The 18280-nt window shown below is 72.6% G+C and carries 12 protein-coding genes, 2 tRNA genes and 2 pseudogenes; all 16 read left to right on the top strand.

Going from position 1 to position 18280, the window contains the following annotated elements; all coding sequences use genetic code 11:
- Positions 1–440: 440 nt before the first annotated feature.
- A complete protein-coding gene (dnaA, locus tag JKP76_RS04910; protein ID WP_200489792.1) occupies positions 441–2174 on the top strand; it encodes a chromosomal replication initiator protein DnaA in 1734 nt (577 codons plus the stop codon).
- Positions 2175–3201: 1027 nt separating this feature from the next.
- Positions 3202–4353: a DNA polymerase III subunit beta gene (gene dnaN, locus JKP76_RS04905; RefSeq protein ID WP_200489791.1), complete on the top strand. Its 1152-nt coding sequence runs from the start codon at positions 3202–3204 to the stop codon at positions 4351–4353.
- Between the two features lie 40 nt (positions 4354–4393).
- Positions 4394–5392, top strand: a complete 999-nt coding sequence (gene gnd / locus JKP76_RS04900; RefSeq protein ID WP_200489790.1) for a phosphogluconate dehydrogenase (NAD(+)-dependent, decarboxylating) — start codon at positions 4394–4396, stop codon at positions 5390–5392.
- A gap of 50 nt (positions 5393–5442) precedes the next feature.
- On the top strand, positions 5443–6606 hold the full coding sequence (gene recF, locus JKP76_RS04895; protein WP_200489789.1) for a DNA replication/repair protein RecF: 1164 nt from the start codon (positions 5443–5445) through the stop codon (positions 6604–6606).
- Positions 6607–6685: 79 nt separating this feature from the next.
- Positions 6686–7186 carry a DciA family protein gene (locus JKP76_RS04890; RefSeq protein WP_200489788.1) on the top strand — a complete coding sequence of 167 codons (501 nt, stop codon included), beginning with the start codon at positions 6686–6688 and terminating at the stop codon, positions 7184–7186.
- Positions 7187–7210: 24 nt separating this feature from the next.
- Positions 7211–8173, top strand: a complete 963-nt coding sequence (locus tag JKP76_RS04885; RefSeq protein WP_200489787.1) for a hypothetical protein — start codon at positions 7211–7213, stop codon at positions 8171–8173.
- A gap of 270 nt (positions 8174–8443) precedes the next feature.
- Complete coding sequence (locus JKP76_RS04880; protein WP_200489786.1) at positions 8444–9865, top strand: APC family permease; 1422 nt, start codon at positions 8444–8446, stop codon at positions 9863–9865.
- A 266-nt stretch (positions 9866–10131) separates the two neighbouring features.
- Positions 10132–12167, top strand: a pseudogene (gyrB, locus tag JKP76_RS04875) (DNA topoisomerase (ATP-hydrolyzing) subunit B).
- An 86-nt stretch (positions 12168–12253) separates the two neighbouring features.
- On the top strand, positions 12254–14722 hold the full coding sequence (gyrA, locus tag JKP76_RS04870; protein ID WP_200489785.1) for a DNA gyrase subunit A: 2469 nt from the start codon (positions 12254–12256) through the stop codon (positions 14720–14722).
- Between the two features lie 105 nt (positions 14723–14827).
- A complete protein-coding gene (locus JKP76_RS20355) occupies positions 14828–15787 on the top strand; it encodes a DUF3566 domain-containing protein (protein ID WP_242471186.1) in 960 nt (319 codons plus the stop codon).
- A gap of 50 nt (positions 15788–15837) precedes the next feature.
- Positions 15838–15911 (top strand) — tRNA-Ile (locus tag JKP76_RS04860).
- Between the two features lie 74 nt (positions 15912–15985).
- Positions 15986–16129: a DLW-39 family protein gene (locus JKP76_RS04855; protein WP_200489784.1), complete on the top strand. Its 144-nt coding sequence runs from the start codon at positions 15986–15988 to the stop codon at positions 16127–16129.
- A gap of 25 nt (positions 16130–16154) precedes the next feature.
- Positions 16155–16227, top strand: a tRNA-Ala gene (locus tag JKP76_RS04850).
- 149 nt (positions 16228–16376) lie between these two features.
- Positions 16377–16871: a DUF1059 domain-containing protein gene (locus JKP76_RS04845; RefSeq protein ID WP_200489783.1), complete on the top strand. Its 495-nt coding sequence runs from the start codon at positions 16377–16379 to the stop codon at positions 16869–16871.
- 52 nt (positions 16872–16923) lie between these two features.
- Entirely contained in the window at positions 16924–17457 is a 534-nt protein-coding gene (locus JKP76_RS04840) for a peptidylprolyl isomerase (RefSeq protein ID WP_200489782.1), read from the top strand.
- Positions 17458–17591: 134 nt separating this feature from the next.
- Positions 17592–18185: pseudogene (locus JKP76_RS20350) on the top strand (rhomboid family intramembrane serine protease); the annotation flags it as partial.
- Positions 18186–18280: the final 95 nt, after the last annotated feature.

The raw sequence follows: 18280 nt of genomic DNA, 5'->3' as shown, positions 1-18280 counted from the left end.
CCGCCCGACGGTGGCCGGGAGCGATCCGGACCGCCCATGATGCCCCGGCGGGGGAACGACGCGCCGTCGCGACGCGCCCGGAGCGGCGACCGCGTCGTTGCCGGGCTGTGGACGGGGCTGTTAGCGTCGCCGTCGCCCCGCACCGGACGACAGGGTCACGGCGCGCGGGCCGACCCGAAGGTCATCCCAGCCCCCTCTGCGCCCGTAGCTCCGACGACGGGGCGTTGACCAGCGGAAACGCTGGTCGGTTGCCGGGGCCCTCACCGGCCCCGGAGCCGGTGCCCCCGCTCGTGCACAGCCTGTGGACACTCGTGTGGAACACGAGCGTCCGCACTGCCCGCCGGGGAACGCACCATCCACACCCGGCAGGCGGCACGCTGACGGGAGTGGCAGCGAGGGGCTCGGGCCACCGGGGTCGACACCATGGGGAGGACGACGGCATGGCGGACGCCACGCTGGACCTGGCGACGGTCTGGGACCAGATCCGGGAGCGGCTGGCCACCAGCCTCTCCCCGCAGCAGAACGCCATGCTGAACCTCACCCGCCCGCTGGGGCTGGTCGAGGACACCGCGGTGCTCGCCGCACCGAACGAGTTCACCCAGACCGTGCTCGAGTCGCGCATGCGCCGGGTGCTCGCCGAGGCGCTGTCCGAGCAGTTCGGCCGCGACATCCGCGTCGCCATCCAGCTCGAGGACGCGCCGCCGCAGGCCGACGAGCAGGACGACCCCGAGCCGACCCGCCGTCCGTGGTCCGCCGCCGAGCTCGAGGCCCGTCGCGCCGCCGAGGACCAGGCCACCCGCGACCGCGCCGACGACGGGCGAAGCGCGTTCGGCGTCCGCACCGACGTCGTCGGCACCGCCCCCTGGGACCGCGACTCCTCCGAGGAGACCGCCGGCCGGGCCCCCGAGGTGCGCGAGCTGCGCCCGCTCGACGGGGGCCGCCCGCCGGTCGACCGCGGCGCACCCGAGGACTGGAGCACCACCCCCTGGGGGCCGACCGACCCCGGCTCGAGCACCCACGACCGGGGTGGCGAGTCCGCCGACGTCCTCCCGTTCGCCTCCGCCGACGGCGACCAGCGCGGCGGTCGCTCGGCATCCGGCCGCGGCCGGCGCCCGGAGACCAGCCGGCCCGCCGGCCTGGACCCGGGCATGAACCCCAAGTACGTCTTCGACAGCTTCGTCATCGGCAACAGCAACCGCTTCGCCCACGCCGCGGCGGTCGCCGTCGCCGAGGCCCCCGCCCGCGCCTACAACCCGCTGTTCATCTACGGGGAGTCCGGGCTGGGCAAGACCCACCTGCTGCACGCGATCGGCCACTACGCCGCGCGGATGTTCCCCAACGTCAAGGTGCGGTACGTCAGCACCGAGGAGTTCACCAACGAGTTCATCAACCTGGTGCACTCCGGCCGGGCCGAGGACTTCCGCCGGCGCTACCGGGACATCGACTTCCTGCTGATCGACGACATCCAGTTCCTCGAGCGCGCCGAGCGCACGCAGGAGGAGTTCTTCCACACCTTCAACACGCTGCACAACGCCAGCAAGCAGATCGTCATCACCTCCGACCGCGCGCCGAAGAAGCTGACGACGCTGGAGGACCGGCTGCGCACCCGGTTCGAGTGGGGCCTGATCACCGACGTCCAGGCGCCCGACCTCGAGACCCGCATCGCCATCCTGCGCAAGAAGGCGTGGGGCGAGCGGCTCCAGGTGCCCGACGCCGTGCTCGAGTTCATCGCCAGCAAGGTGCAGACCAACATCCGCGAACTCGAGGGCGCCCTCATCCGCGTCACCGCGTTCGCCTCTCTCAACAAGCAGCAGGTCGACCTGCCCCTGGCCGAGCTCGTCCTCAAGGACCTGATCAGCGACGAGCAGGGCCCGCAGATCACCGCGGCGATCATCATGGCCGCCACCGCCGAGTACTTCTCCGTGACGATGGAGGAGCTGCAGGGCTCCAACCGCAGCCGCACGCTGGTCAACGCCCGTCAGATCGCCATGTACCTGTGCCGCGAGCTGACCGAGCTCTCCCTCCCGCGCATCGGTGCCTCCTTCGGCGGCAAGGACCACACCACCGTCATGCACGCCGTCAAGAAGATCACCAACCTGATGAGCGAGCGGCGGGCCACCTACACCCAGGTCACCGAGCTGACCGCGCGGATCAAGAGCCGCGCCCGGCAGTGATGTCTGCGGTCCTCCGGACCGCACCGCGGCCCTGACGATCGCGGTCCTCCGGACCGCACCGCGGCCACGTGCCGTTCCCCTGTGCCGATGAGCCCTGCTCTGCGGTTCCTCGGGGACCCTCCGGGCCCGCCTCGGCGAGGCCGCCTCGCGGGGCGGCGTGCGTTCCGGACCGCGAGTTGCGTCGTGGGGTCGGGTTCTCTGCCGCGCGGTCCTTCGCTCCTCGGGGACCCTCCGGGCCCCCTCGTCGCTCGGGGTCGACAAGTCGCTGTCCACAGTTGTGCGGATCCCGGTGGACGGAGAAATCCCAGGTACGGAGCGACGGACGGCGGTCGGTCACCGGCGATCGCGTCGACACGTCGAGAAGTTGTCCCCAGACATGTGCACAGGCTGGGGAGATCCGTCCCGATGCCGGTCCGCCATGTCGACCGGACCACGCCGGCCCGGAACGGACGGCGACCCACCCGCACCTGCTGGCACGTCGCTGACCTGCACGTATCCCCTCAGCCGGGCGCAGCGGGCCGCGCGAGCACGAGAGCGGCACCGGACCCGGTCGCAGGCGCTCGCCGGCCCCTCGGGAGGCGTCATCGACCGCGATGCACAGGGGATGGGGACGGACAGGGGGCAACCAGGGGAGTGCAGGTGGACGGGGAGCGGTCGCTGTGCACGGGCGTCGTCTTGTCCACGTGTCGACAACAGCTGCACGGTCACCGCCCACATCGGGCCAACAGGGCCATCCGGGCCGTGACCTGCGCAAACGGGTCGGATCCCCAGCTTCCACACCTGTGATGACGAGGATGAGGTATTTCAACCAGGATTTCTCGAACCACATTCAGGGTGGGGACGCTCCGCTCGGGCAGGCCCCGCGGAGCTCTCAGCAGGAACGAGCAGAGCTGCACGGGCACTCATCGAGGGACAGGGTTTCCCCCCGGGGCACCCCAGCAGGCACCATGAGCAGCGCACCGGCGCGGAGGCCTGCCCTCCCCGCCCGGCGCACCGTGGACGCAGAAGAGATCGGGTGGATGGACAGATGAAGTTCCGGGTGGCACGAGAGGTGCTCGCCGACACCGTCGCGTGGACGGCGCGCAGCCTGCCGCCGCGCCCCTCGGTGCCCGTCCTCGCCGGCATCCTGCTGGAGGTCGACGGCAACCAGCTGTCGGTGTCCGGCTTCGACTACGAGGTGTCCGCGCGCGCCGAGGCCGACGTCCAGTCCACCGAGAGCGGCCGGGTCCTGGTGCCCGGCCGGCTGCTCGCCGAGATCACCCGCGCGCTGCCGCCGCACCCGGTGGACGTGACCGCCGACGGCCCGCGCCTGGCCATCACCTGCGGCAACGCCCGGTTCAGCCTGCCGACCCTGCCGGTCGAGGACTACCCGTCGCTGCCGTCCATGCCCTCGTCGGCCGGCACCGTCGACAGCGACGTCTTCGCCGAGGCCGTGGGCCAGGTGGCCGTGGCCGCCGGGCGGGACGACACGCTGCCCATGCTCACCGGCGTCCGGCTGGAGATCGAGGGCGACCAGATCACCCTCGCGGCCACCGACCGCTACCGGCTCGCGGTCCGCGAGTTCGCCTGGCGCCCGGACACCCCGGGTCTCTCCGCCGCCGTCCTCGTGCCGGCCCGCACGCTCGCCGACGCCGCGAAGACGCTGACCAGCGGACCGGAGATCACCGTCTCGCTCTCCTCGGGGAGCTCCGGCGAGGGGATCCTGGGCCTGTCGGGCAAGGACCGGCAGACCACGACCCGGCTGCTCGACGCCGAGTTCGTCAAGTACCGGGCGATCATGCCCAGCGAGTCCGCCTCGAGCGCCACGCTGCCGGTCGGCCTGTTCACCGACGCCGCCAAGCGCGTGGCCCTGGTCGCCGAGCGCGGCACCCCGCTGCGCTGCGAGTTCACCCCGGGCCAGGTCACGCTGCGGGCCGGCGGCACCGACGACGAGGGCCAGGCCGAGGAGCGCTGCGACGTCGAGTTCGACGGCGAGCCGCTGACCATCGGCTTCAACCCGACGTTCCTGCTCGACGGGCTGGCCGCCGTCCACACCCCGCGGGCGCGGATGGACTTCACCAGCCCGCTCAAGCCCGCCGTCCTGTCCGGCGTCGAGGAGCCCGCCGAAGGCGACGACGCCCCCGCGCCGCGGCCGGGCAGCTACCGGTACCTGATCATGCCGGTGCGCCTGCCGGGCTGATGGAGGACCCCGTCGCCCCCCATGCCTCGCTCCGCTCGGCGTGGGACCCTGCGACGGGGCCTTCCAACCGAGGCCACGGAGCCATGTCACCGAGGGAGCAGACGTGCAGCTGGGGCTGATCGGGCTGGGCAAGATGGGTGGCAACATGGCCGAGCGGATCCGCCGCGCCGGCCACGAGGTCGTCGGGTACGACCACGCGCCGGGCAAGCGGGACGTCGACAGCCTGCCGGCGCTGGTGGAGGCGCTGTCCGCCCCGCGCGTGGTCTGGGTGATGGTGCCCTCGGGGGAGCCCACCCGGGCCACCGTCAAGGAGCTCGCCGAGCTGCTCGAGCCGGGTGACGTCATCGTCGACGGTGGCAACTCCAAGTACACCGACGACCAGGTGCACGACGTGCTGTGCCGCGACAAGGGCATCGGCTACGTCGACGCCGGCGTCTCCGGCGGCGTGTGGGGCCTGGAGAACGGCTACGCCCTGATGGTCGGCGGCACCGCCGAGGACGTCGCCAAGGTCCAGCCGGTCTTCGACGCGCTCAAGCCGCCGGCGCCCACCGACGAGTCCGGTCAGGAGGTGCCCGGCGACGCCGGCTTCGTGCACGCCGGCCCGGTCGGTGCGGGCCACTTCAGCAAGATGGTCCACAACGGCATCGAGTACGCGCTGATGCAGGCCTACGGCGAGGGCTACGAGCTGCTCGAGGCCGTCGACCTCATCGAGGACGTGCCCGGCGTCATCAAGTCCTGGACGCAGGGCACCGTCATCCGCTCCTGGCTGCTGGACCTCCTGGTGCGCGCCCTGGAGGAGGACCCCTCGCTCGAGCGGGTGCGCGGCTACGCCGAGGACTCCGGCGAGGGCCGCTGGACGGTGGAGCAGGCGATCGAGAACGCCGTCCCGATGCCGACGATCGCGGCGTCGCTGTTCGCCCGTTTCTCCTCCCGCCAGGAGGACTCGCCGACGATGAAGGCGGTCGCGGCGCTGCGCAACCAGTTCGGCGGCCACGCCGTCCGCGCGGTGCAGCAGGCCGAGGCCGAGCGCCCCGCCTGACCCCCCCGCACGTCCCCCGTCCGACCACCCCCGCGAGCCGAAGGGCCGAGGTGTACGTCCGCCACCTGCAACTCGGTTCCTTCCGCAGCTGGGACGCCGTCGACCTGCCGCTGGCCCCGGGGCCGACGGTGTTCGTCGGCCGCAACGGCGAGGGCAAGACCAACCTGGTCGAGGCCGTGGGCTACCTGGCGACGATGAGCAGCCACCGGGTCTCGTCCGACGCCCCGCTGGTGCGGCACGGCGCCGGCCAGGCGGTGGTGCGCGCCGCGCTGCGCCGCGGGGACCGCGAGCTGCTGGTCGAGATCGAGATCAACCCGGGCCGGGCCAACCGGGTGCGGGTGAACCGGGCGCCCATGCAGCGCCCGCGGGACCTCCTCGGCATGGTGCGCACCGTGCTCTTCGCCCCCGAGGACCTCGCGCTGGTCCGCGGCGACCCGACCGAGCGGCGCCGGTTCCTCGACGAGCTGCTGGTCAGCCGCACGCCGCGGCTGGCCGGGGTGCGCGCCGACTACGACCGGGTGCTCAAGCAGCGCAACGCGCTGCTCAAGACCGCGCGGCTGCCCCGCGGCAAGGCGATCGAGACCCTCGACGTGTGGGACGGCCACCTCACCGACCTCGGCGGCCAGCTGCTGGCCGCCCGCCTCGGGCTGATCGCCGACCTCGCCCCGCAGCTCGCCCGCGCCTACGCGGAGGTCGCCGGGGACGGCGCGCTGGCCGCGGGCCTGGGCTACTCGTCGACGACCCCGCTGGCCGGTGACGGTGCGGCGATGCGACCGGACGGCGTGCTGCCCACGGCGGCCGAGCTGACCGCGTCGATGCGCGAGCGGGTGGCCGAGCGCCGCGGCGACGAGCTGGACCGCGGCATGACGCTGGTCGGCCCGCACCGCGACGACCTGGTCATCCACCTGGGGCCGGCACCGGCGAAGGGGTTCGCCAGCCACGGGGAGTCCTGGTCGCTGGCGCTCGGGCTCAAGCTGGCCACCTTCGCGCTGCTGCGCGCCGACGGCGAGGACCCGATCCTGATCCTCGACGACGTCTTCGCCACCCTCGACGCCGAGCGCCGCGCCGCCCTGGCCGAGGTGGCCCGCTCCGCGGAGCAGACGCTGATCACCGCCGCGGTGCTGGAGGACGTCCCGCCGGAGCTGCGCGGCGGCCGGGTGGAGGTCGGCGCCGGTACCGTGCGCGTGCTCGACCCCGGGGAGGTGGCGTCATGAGCGACGCGAGGACGACGGGCGAGCGAGCATCGCAGCGAGCGCCGGCGAGCGAGGAGCGGAACGAGCGCGGAGTCGAGCCATGAGCGACGAGAAGCCGGCCCGGCCGAGCGACATCGCCCGCGCCGCGCTCGAGGCGGCCCGCGCGGCGTCCGCCTCCCGCCCGCGGCCGACCCGGCGGCGGATCGCCGGGCCGCGGCGCAGCTGGAGCGGCCCCGGTCCCGGTGCCGACGACCCGCAGCCGCTGGGCCGGCTGGTCGACTCGCTGGTCAGCCAGCAGGACTGGTCCGAGCGCACGCGCACCGGCGCCGTCTTCGGCCGGTGGGAGGCGCTGGTCGGCCCGGAGATCGCCGCCCACTGCGCGCCGCAGACGCTGACGGAGGGCGAGCTGCTGATCGTGGCGGAGTCCACCGCCTGGGCCACCCAGCTGCGGCTGCTCGCCCCGACCATCCTCGGCAAGCTGCGCGCCGGGGTCGGCGGGGACGTCGTGACCCGGTTGCGCGTTGTCGGACCGACGGCCCCCAGCTGGAAGAAGGGCCCGCGCTCCGTGCGCGGCCGGGGGCCCCGCGACACGTACGGATAGCCGCACCACGACGGAAGGTCAGCGATGAGCACGCCCCGGGACCGCGACGGGTTCGACGACGACACCGGCCGCCACTGGCAGGAGCCGGCCCACCTCGGCGGAGAGGACCCCGCGCAGGACCGGCCGTCGCCCGCCCCGGACGAGCCCGCCGCGGACGAGCCGAACTTCGCCGACCGCCGCCGGCAGCCGCGCGACGAGGCGCCCGTCGACCCCGCGACCTGGCAGCCCGCCGGGTGGGACCTGCCCGCGGCCGAGCCCGACCGGCCCGCACCCGACCCGGCGCGCGGCGCGGCCGGCGTCGACCCCTCGTGGGCGCCGCCGCAGCAGGCCCCCGCGCAGCCGGAGCCCCCGAGGCGCGGCCTGTTCGGCGGCCGCCGGCGCAGCGATCCGGAGATGGAGCGGGCGTTCACCTACCAGGGCGACGTCGTCGGCGCGCAGGGCTGGGCGCTGCAGCGCGGCTGGACGATCTCCGACGGCAGCGCTCCCGAGGACGCCGCCCTCCAGGAGCTGATCACCTCCGCGCCGGTCCGGCTGACCAAGGACCACCGCCCGGGCAGCGTGCTGCGCGGGCGCGCGGGATCGCTGGAGCTGGTCGCGTTCGACGCCGTCTACGCCTCCGGCCGGCACCTGGTGCCGGAGTACGCGATCACCGCCGCGCCGCTGCTCGGCGCACCGCAGGCGCTGCGGCTCTCCCCGGCGCGGCTGTGGAAGCACCGCGTCGGCGGGATGGTGCAGATCCCCATCGAGAACCCCGACTTCGACCGCCGCTGGACCCTGCTCGCCGCCGAGGACGGCCCGCAGGTGCGCCGGCTCGCCGCGGACCCGGCGGTCCACGGGCTGCTCCTGGGCACCGACGACGGCGACGAGTTCTGGACGGCGGCGGGCCACCTCGCCGCGATCCGCCCCGACGGCCACCGCCCCGAGCTGATCGAGCACCACGCCCGGCTGCTCACCGCGCTGGTCACCGCCCTCGCCGCCGGCTACTGACGCCCCCCGCTGGGATCAGGTGACCTGATCCCAGCGCGTCCTCCCTCGCGGTGCGCGGGGAGGGAGGACGCGCTACGGGGAGGGAGGACGACGGGCGCCGGGGGAGGACGACGGGACGCCGCGGGCGCCGTGTTCCACGTGGAACGGGCGCGGGGTCGGGGGGCCGCTCCGATCGGGTGATCCCCCGGATCGCGGAGCCGGCGGACAGGGCGGACGATCGACGCGCTCGACGGCGCCCGCCGGCGCAGCACGACGTCCCAGGAGGGCCCGATGGCCGACGCCGCCACCGACGAACGCACCACCGACGGCCAGCCCGCGCTCAAGCGCGTGATGGGCCCGGGCCTGCTGCTGCTGTTCATCATCGGCGACGTCCTGGGCACCGGGATCTACGCGCTCACCGGGCAGGTCGCCGCCGAGGTGGGCGGGGTGGTCTGGCTGCCGTTCCTGGTGGCCTTCCTCGTCGCCCTGGTCACCGCGTTCAGCTACCTGGAGCTGGTGACGAAGTACCCGCAGGCCGCCGGCGCCGCGCTGTACACGCACAAGGCGTTCGGGGTGCACTTCCTGACGTTCCTGGTCGCCTTCGCGGTCATGAGCTCGGGCATCACCTCGGCCTCGACCGCGGCCCGGGCCTTCAGCGCCAACTTCGCCAGCGTGTTCGACCTCGACCTCGGTGACGGCTTCGGGATCACGCTCATCGGCCTGGGCTTCATGGGTCTGGTCGCGCTGGTCAACCACCGGGGCGTCGGCGAGAGCGTCAAGGCCAACGTCGTCCTCACCTGCGTGGAGCTCACCGGCCTGCTGATCGTCATCGGCGTCGGCGTCTGGGCCCTCGGCGGCGGGGAGGGCGACTTCTCGCGGGTGACGGAGTTCGACACCGGCGAGCGGTCGGTGCTCGGCGGCGTCATCGCCGCGACCGGCCTGGCCTTCTTCGCCATGGTCGGCTTCGAGGACTCGGTGAACATGGCCGAGGAGTGCAAGGAGCCGCGGCGGATCTTCCCGAAGGTGCTGCTCGGCGGGCTGGTCGCGACCGGCGTCATCTACGTGCTGGTGTCGATCTCGGCGATCGCGCTCGTGCCGCCGGACCGGCTCAGCGAGGGCGAGACCCCGCTGCTCCAGGTGGTCGAGGCCGGCGCGCCGGGCTTCCCGATCGGGCTCTTCGGCGTCATCACCATGTTCGCCGTCGCCAACTCGGCGCTGATCAACATGCTCATGGCCAGCCGGCTGGTCTACGGGCTGAGCCGGGAGCGGGTGCTGCCGCCGCTGCTCGGCCGGGTGCACGCCCGCCGCCGGACGCCGACGACGGCGATCCTGTTCACCACCGCGCTGGCCTTCGGCCTGATCACCTTCGTGGGGGCGGTCCCCGCGCTCGGCGGCACCACGGCGCTGCTCCTGCTGCTGGTCTTCACGGTGGTCAACGTCGCGGTGCTGGTGCTGCGCCGCGACCCCGTGGACGCCGACCACTTCCGCACGCCGACGGTGCTGCCGGTCATCGGCGCGCTGGCCTGCGGGTATCTCGCGACGCCGTGGGCCGGCCGTCCCGCGGAGCAGTACCGGATCGCCGGGATCCTGCTGGCGATCGGCGTCGTCCTGTGGTTCGTGACCGTCCTGGTGAACCGCCGGACCGGGGCCGAGCGGGCCTCCTTCGACCCGAGCAATCTCAGCGGCGACCGCCCCGCGGGCCCCAAGAACTGAGCCCGACCGGGTGAGGCCCCCGAGGACGGCGTGTCGATACCGGGGGCAGCATCTGTGGTGGGAGACGGGTCCGAAGGGCCGCAGACACGACGTGAGGGCGTGGACGGCGGCATTCCTGTCGGTGGACCCGGTATCCTCGGGAGCAGAAACCGCCAGCAACCGGCCCAGCGTCGTCCTGCGCCCCTGAGGGCCAGAGCCGTTCTGCGCGTCACCCCCCACCCGCACCCGGGGGAACGCGTGCCGGTTGCGCGAAAGGAAGGCCCCCCGTGGTCGCAGCACCGCAGACCGAGAACGCCTACTCCGGCAGCTCCATCACCGTCCTCGAGGGTCTCGAGGCGGTCCGGAAGCGCCCCGGCATGTACATCGGTTCCACCGGCGAGCGCGGCCTGCACCACATGGTGTGGGATGGTCGTCGACAACGCGGTGGACGAGGCGCTGGCCGGCTACTGCGACACCGTCCGGGTGACCCTGCTGGCCGACGGCGGCGTGCGGGTCGAGGACAACGGCCGTGGCTTCCCGGTGGACATGCACCCGGTCGAGAAGCGGCCCACCCTCGAGGTGATCATGACCGTCCTGCACGCGGGCGGGAAGTTCGACGGCAAGAGCTACGGCGTCTCGGGCGGTCTGCACGGCGTCGGCGTCACCGTCGTCAACGCGCTGTCCACCCGGCTCGAGGTGAACGTCTGGCGCGACGGCGGCGAGTGGTTCCAGCGCTACGACATGGCCAAGCCCGGTCCGCTGGAGCAGGTCGGCAGCACGAAGAAGCGCGGCTCGGCGGTCACCTTCTGGGCCGACGGCGACATCTTCGAGACGACGACCTACTCGTTCGACACGATCAGCCGCCGGCTGCAGGAGATGGCCTTCCTCAACAAGGGCATCACGATCGTCCTGCGCGACGAGCGCCCGGGCCACAGCAAGGTCGAGACCGGCCTGGCCGACGAGGTCTCGGTCGCCGAGATCGCCCCCGACCCGGCTGCCGAGGTCGAGGCCTTCGAGCCCACCGAGATCACCTACCGCTACGACGGCGGCCTGATCGACTACGTCGGCCACATCAACGCCAAGAAGTCGCCGATCCACAAGTCGGTCATCAGCTTCGCCGCCGAGGGCACCGGCAAGAACGACATGCCCATGTCGGTCGACGTCGCGATGCAGTGGTCGGAGGCCTACTCGGAGTCGGTCTACTCCTTCGCCAACGTGATCAACACCCACGAGGGCGGCACGCACGAGGAGGGCTTCCGGACGGCGCTCACCTCGATCGTCAACCGGTACGCCGAGGAGAAGAAGCTCTTCAAGGGCAAGGACGAGAAGCTCACGGGTGAGGACATCCGCGAGGGCCTCGCCGCGATCATCTCGGTCAAGCTCGGGGACCCGCAGTTCGAGGGCCAGACCAAGACCAAGCTGGGCAACCACCGAGGTCAAGGGCTTCGTGCAGAAGATCTGCAACGAGCAGATCGGCCACTGGTTCGAGGCGAACCCGACCGAGGCCAAGACGATCATCAACAAGGCGTCGTCGGCCGCCCGCGCCCGCCGCGCCGCGCAGGACGCCCGCAAGCTGGCCCGCAAGAGCCTGCTCTCGGTCAGCGGCCTGCCCGGCAAGCTCGCCGACTGCCGCTCCACCGACCCGAGCAACTCCGAGGTCTACATCGTCGAGGGCGACTCGGCCGGTGGCTCGGCCAAGTCCGGCCGCGACTCGATGTACCAGGCGATCCTGCCCATCCGCGGGAAGATCATCAACGTCGAGAAGGCGCGCATCGACCGGGTCCTCAAGAACACCGAGGTCCAGTCGATGATCACCGCCTTCGGGACCGGCATCCACGACGAGTTCGACATCACCAAGCTGCGCTACCACAAGATCGTGCTGATGGCCGACGCCGACGTCGACGGCCAGCACATCAGCACGCTGCTGCTGACGCTGCTGTTCCGCTTCATGCGCCCGCTGGTCGAGGGGCAGTACGTCTACCTCGCCAAGCCCCCGCTGTACAAGATCAAGTGGGGCGGCAAGGTGGGCGACGAGTACGCCTACAGCGACAAGGAGCGCGACGCCGTCGTCAAGGCCGGCGCCGAGAGCGGCCGCAAGGTCAAGGACGAGATGATCCAGCGGTTCAAGGGGCTCGGCGAGATGAACGCCAGCGAGCTCTGGGAGACCACGATGAACCCCGAGACGCGGATCCTGCGCCAGGTGACCCTCGAGGACGCCGCGGCCGCCGACGAGATCTTCAGCATCCTCATGGGCGAGGACGTCGAGGCCCGCCGCAGCTTCATCACCCGCAATGCCAAGGACGTCCGCTTCCTCGACGTGTGACCGGCCGGTCCCCGCACCTGGCGGGGACCGCCCGTCGAGCAGCGACGTTGTCCACCTCTGTGCACCCACCTGTGGAGACCTGAACCGTGACAGAGACCCCTCCCCGCGACCGCATCGAAGCGGTCGACCTCCAGCAGGAGATGCAGCGCAGCTACATCGACTACGCGATGTCGGTCATCGTCGGGCGCGCGCTGCCCGAGGTGCGCGACGGCCTGAAGCCGGTGCACCGGCGGGTGCTGTTCGCCATGTACGACCAGGGCTTCCGGCCCGACCGCGGCTACGTCAAGTGCGCCCGCCCGGTCGCCGAGGTCATGGGCAACTACCACCCCCACGGTGACTCGGCGATCTACGACGCCCTCGTCCGGCTCGCCCAGCCGTGGTCGATGCGCTACCCGCTCATCGACGGGCAGGGCAACTTCGGCTCCCCGGGCAACGACCCGGCGGCCGCCATGCGGTACACCGAGTGCCGGCTGACCCCGCTGGCCATGGAGATGCTCGCCGGCATCGACGAGGAGACCGTCGACTTCCAGGGCAACTACGACGGGCGCACCCAGGAGCCGGTCGTGCTCCCGGCCCGGATCCCGAACCTGCTGATCAACGGGTCGGCCGGCATCGCCGTCGGCATGGCGACCAACATGCCGCCGCACAACCTGCGCGAGGTCGCCGAGGCCGCCTACTGGATCCTCGACCACCCCGACGCCGAGGCCGAGGAAGCGCTCACCGCCTGCATGGAGCGGGTCAAGGGCCCGGACTTCCCGACCTACGGCCTGATCGTGGGCCGCGAGGGCATCGAGGACGCCTACCGCACCGGCCGCGGCTCGGTGAAGATGCGCGCCGTCGTCACCGTGGAGGAGGACTCCCGGGGCCGGGTGCAGCTCGTCGTCACCGAGCTGCCCTACCAGGTGAACCCCGACAACCTGGCCGAGAACATCGCCGAACTGGTGAAGGAGGGCCGGCTCCAGGGCATCAGCGAGATCGCCGACGAGTCCTCCGACCGCGTCGGCCGCCGGCTGGTCATCACCCTGCGCCGCGACGCCGTCGCCAAGGTCGTGCTCAACAACCTCTACAAGCACACCCAGCTGCAGACGTCGTTCGGCTGCAACATGCTCTCCATCGTCGATGGCGTGCCGCGCACGCTGCGGCTGGACGAGCTGGTGCGGAACTGGGTCAACCACCAGATCGAGGTCATCCAGCGGCGCACCCGGTACCGGCTGCGCAAGGCCGAGGAGCGCGCGCACATCCTGCGCGGTTACGCCAAGGCCCTCGACCTGCTCGACGAGGTCATCGCCCTCATCCGCCGCAGCCCGTCGGCGGAGGAGGCGCGCTCCGGCCTGATGGAGCTGCTCGACGTCGACGAGATCCAGGCCGTCGCGATCCTGGACCTGCAGCTGCGCCGCCTGGCCGCGCTGGAGCGCCAGCGGATCATGGACGAGCTGGCCGAGATCGAGGCCCGCATCGCCGACCTGCAGGCCATCCTCGACTCCCCCGAGCGGCAGCGGCAGATCGTCCGAGACGAGCTGGCCGAGATCGTCGCGAAGTACGGCGACGACCGCCGCAGCCAGTTCGTGGCGAACGAGGGCGACGTCTCGATGGAGGACCTCATCGCGGAGGAGGAGGTCGTCGTCACCATCACCCGCACCGGGTACGCCAAGCGGACGAAGAGCGACCTCTACCGCTCGCAGCGCCGCGGCGGCAAGGGCGTGATGGGGGCCGCGCTCAAGCAGGACGACATCGTCGACCACTTCTTCGTGGGCTCCACCCACGACTGGATCCTGTTCTTCACGAACAAGGGCCGGGTCTACCGGTCGAAGGCCTACGAGCTGCCCGAGGCCAACCGCACGGCCCGCGGCCAGCACGTGGCGAACATCCTGGCGTTCCAGCCGGACGAGAAGATCGCCCAGGTCATGCAGATCAAGGACTACACGGTCGCCCCGTTCCTGGTCCTGGCCACGGCCCGCGGGCAGGTGAAGAAGACCCGGCTCACCGACTTCGACTCCCCGCGCCAGGGCGGCGTCATCGCCATCAACCTGCGGGACGGCGACGAGCTGGTCGGCGCCGCGCTGATCGACAGCGAGTCCGACCTGCTGCTGGTGACCCGCAAGGCGATGTCGATCCGGTTCACCGCCGACGACACCGCGCTGCGGCCGATGGGGCGTGCCACCGAGGGCGTGCGCGGCATCTCGCTGGCCGAGGACGACCGGCTGCTGTCGATGATGGTCGTCCAGGAGGGTGTCGACGTCCTCGTCGCCACCGAGCGCGGCTTCGCCAAGCGCACCGGCATCGAGAACTACCCGAACCAGGGCCGCGGCGGGAAGGGCGTGCTCACCGCCGACCCGAAGGCCCGCAAGGGCGCGCTCGTCGGTGCGCTCGCGGTCACCCTCGGGGACGAGCTGTACGCCATCACCTCCGGGGGCGGCGTCATCCGGACGCCGGTCAACGGGGTGCGGCACAACAAGGACCGCGCCACCATGGGCGTCAAGCTCATGAACTTGCCGGAGGACGTGTCCATCGTGGCAATCGCCCGTACGACGGACAACGACGAGCCGTCGGCCTAGGGTGACCTCAGGCGTTGAACTGATCGGGTCCCGGGCGCGCGCGAGCGTCGCCCGGGAGCCGGTCGCGAGGGAGCGGTCCGTGCCGCAGGCGATGGGGAGACTGGCATGAGCGACCGACCCGACGGTTCGGTGCGCACCGGATCCCGCAGCGGCGAGACGGCCGGCGGGTCGGCGGCCGAGACCCCGGTCGACGGCTCGGCGCCGGCACCCACCGACACCGGGACGCACGCGATCCCCGGCGCCGGGAAGCAGTCCGGCAGCGCCGCTGCCGCCCAGCCGGCCACCGGCACCCAGGTCGCCCAGCCGGCCACCGGCGCCCAGGTGGCCCAGCCGGCGACCGGCGCTCAGCCCGCCGCCGGCGCGGGCACCCAGGCCGTCCCGACCACCGGGACGCAGGCCATCCCGACGACGGGGACGCAGCAGGCCGCGCGGGCCGCCGGAGCCCGCACCGCGTCCTCACCGGCCGGCCCGGCGAGGGGTAGCAGCTCCTCGGCGCCCTCGGCGCCCTCGGCTCCGGCGGCCTCGGCTCCGGCCGCACCCCCGGTGCCCCCCGCCGGCGCACCGACCGGCCCGGCCACCGGCGCGCAGCGCGCCCCCGGCGTCCCCCCGGTGCAGCCCGCCGGTGCCGGCGCGCCCGGCGCGACGGGCACCTCCACGACCGGCCCCGCGAAGGGCAAGACCGGGCGGACCACCGCCCGCGGCCCCCGCCGGGCCCGGCTCCAGCTGCGTCACATCGACACCTGGTCGGCGCTGAAGATCTCGCTGGTCCTGTCGATTGCGCTGTTCTTCATCTGGATGGTCGCCGTCGGCGTGCTCTACGGCGTCCTCAACGCCCTCGGGGTGTTCGACACCCTCAACGAGCTCTTCGGCCAGCTCGGCACCGACAGCGGGTCCGAGGGCAGCAGCGAGGTGCTCACCCCCGGCGTCGTCTTCGGTGGGGCGGCCGTCATCGGCGCGATCAACGTCGTGCTGCTCACCGCGCTGTGCACCGTCGGGACGTTCATCTACAACATGTGCTCCGACCTCGTCGGCGGCCTGGAGCTGACCCTCTCCGAGCGCGACTAGACCCCGCGTCGGGGCCTCGATCCGGGCCAGGTACGCTTTCGGAGGTTCACGGGCCTGTAGCTCAGGCGGTTAGAGCGCATCCCTGATAAGGATGAGGCCGGAGGTTCAAGTCCTCCCAGGCCCACCCGTGTGCCGGCGTCCTCGGGCGCCGCAGGGCCCGCATCGAGTCGGCGCTCCCGCGCCCGAGGAGGTCGTCGCGTGCTGAAGAAGCTGGCGCTGGTCGCGGCGGCCGTCGGTGCCGTCGCCGCCCTCCGCAAGCGGTCGAGCGGCAAGGTCGAGGCCGACCTCTGGCGCGAGGCCACCAGCGGCCCCCAGGCCGTCAGCACCCCCACCGCACGCTGATCAACCCCGGGGCTCCGGCCCCGCCGGGGACGTAGCTCAATTGGCAGAGCACCGCCTTTGCAAGGCGGGGGTTAGGGGTTCGATTCCCCTCGTCTCCACCCTCTGATCCGCCTCCCGCGCCCCTGGTGGGCACGTTTCACGTGGTAGCCGCCGGGCCCTCGGCCCCTGTCGTCTGGCCTCTGCTCGCGCCACGGTGAGCGGCACCCGGCCCGCGCGCCGTGGGCCGGCCCGGCACCGAGGAGGAGCTGTGGCACGCAAGACGATCGACTGCCGGTCGATTCCCAGCGACACCGACTGCACGGTGACGATCAGCGCCGAGGAGGACGAGCTCCTGGAGCTCGCCGCCGCGCACGCCGTCGCCACCCACGGGCACACCGACGGCGACGAGCTGCGCCGCGACCTGCGGGAGGCCATGCGGCCGGATAACGCCCTGACCGTCGACGACGGCGCCTTCCTCCAGTTCGTCGAGTTCCACGCCCGTGACCTCGGGGGCTTCCGGAACCTCGTCGAGCTGTGGCGGGAGCGCATGGGCGGGGAGACGACCGCCCGCTGGGGCATCGTCGCCGCCGACCGCGACCGCCCCGACACCTACGTCGAGGTGGTCGCCTTCCCGGACCACGCCGCGGCGATGCGGAACTCCGAGCACCCGGTGACCTCCGACTTCGCCAAGCAGATGCAGGAGGTCACCGAGGGCGAGACGGGTTTCCGCAACCTCGACGTCGCCATGGTCCTCACGATGTGACGGTTCCCGGCCCGGGAGGCCGCGCCGGGCCGCGCGGTGGGAGAGTGGAGGGGTGACTGAATCGACTCCCGCCCGCCGCGCGGTCCTGCACACCAACCACGGCGACATCACCGTGGACCTGTTCCCCGACCACGCCCCGAAGACGGTGGCGAACTTCGCCGACCTCGCCGAGGGCGCCCGCGAGTGGACGCACCCCGAGACCCGGCAGAAGACCACCGACAAGCTCTACGACGGCACGATCTTCCACCGCGTCATCTCCGGCTTCATGATCCAGGGCGGCGACCCGCTCGGTCAGGGCTTCGGTGGCCCCGGCTACCAGTTCGGCGACGAGTTCCACCCCGAGCTCTCCTTCGACCGCCCCTACCTGCTGGCCATGGCCAACGCGGGTCCCGGCACCAACGGTTCGCAGTTCTTCATCACCGTCGGCCCGACCCCGCACCTGAACCGCAAGCACACGATCTTCGGCGAGGTGGCCGACCAGGCCAGCCGCGACGTCGTCGAGAAGATCGCCGCCGTGCCGACCGCCCGGGGCGACAAGCCCCTCGAGGACGTGGTGATCCAGTCCGTCGAGGTGCAGCGCAGCTGACCACCACCCCGGACGACGGGGGTGCCGGCCGGCTCGACCGGCCGGTGCCCCCGCCCGCCACCTGCTACCGGCACCCGGACCGGCCCACCGGCATCGCCTGCACGCGGTGCAGCCGGCCCATCTGCCCGGAGTGCATGATCCCGGCCTCGGTCGGCTTCCAGTGCCCCGAGTGCGTGGCCGCCGGCAACGCCTCGGTCCGCACCGCGCGCAGCGGTGGCCTGCGCGCCGCCGGTCGCCGCTGGGGTGTCGTCACCCTCGCGCTCATCGCCGTCAACGTGGCGATGTTCGTCGTGACCGCGGTGTCGGCCGCCTCCGTCGGCAACTCGCCCGCGGACAACCAGCGCTCCCCGGTCTTCGTCGACCTCGCGCAGTGGCCGGCCGGCGTCCACTACCTGGACGAGTGGTGGCGGGTGATCACCGCAGCCTTCCTGCACATCGGACCGGTGCACCTGGCCGTGAACATGCTCGCGCTGCTCGTCTTCGGCTCCGAGCTGGAACGGCAGATCGGCCGGGCCCGCTACCTCGCCCTCTACGTCGCCTCCGCGCTCGGCGGGGCGGTCGCCATCCAGCTGCTGGGTGACCCGCGGGTCGTCGTCGCCGGTGCCTCGGCCGCCATCTACGGCCTGCTGGGCGCGCTCGGCGTGCTCATGCTGGCCGGCCGGCAGGACGTCCGCGGCCTGCTCACCCTCCTGGCCATCAACGTGTTCATCAGCTTCCTGCCCGGCATCTCCCTGCTCGGGCACCTGGGCGGGCTGGTCGCCGGCGCGCTCGCCGGCGGGATCCTCTGGGTGCTGCGCCGGCGGCCCCAGCTGCAGATACCCCG

The sequence above is a fragment of the Blastococcus sp. TML/C7B genome (genome assembly GCF_016612845.1).
Classification (GTDB): Bacteria; Actinomycetota; Actinomycetes; order Mycobacteriales; family Geodermatophilaceae; genus Blastococcus.
The sequence above is the reverse complement of the archived record's forward strand: the minus strand, read 5'-3'. Positions and strand labels throughout refer to the sequence as shown.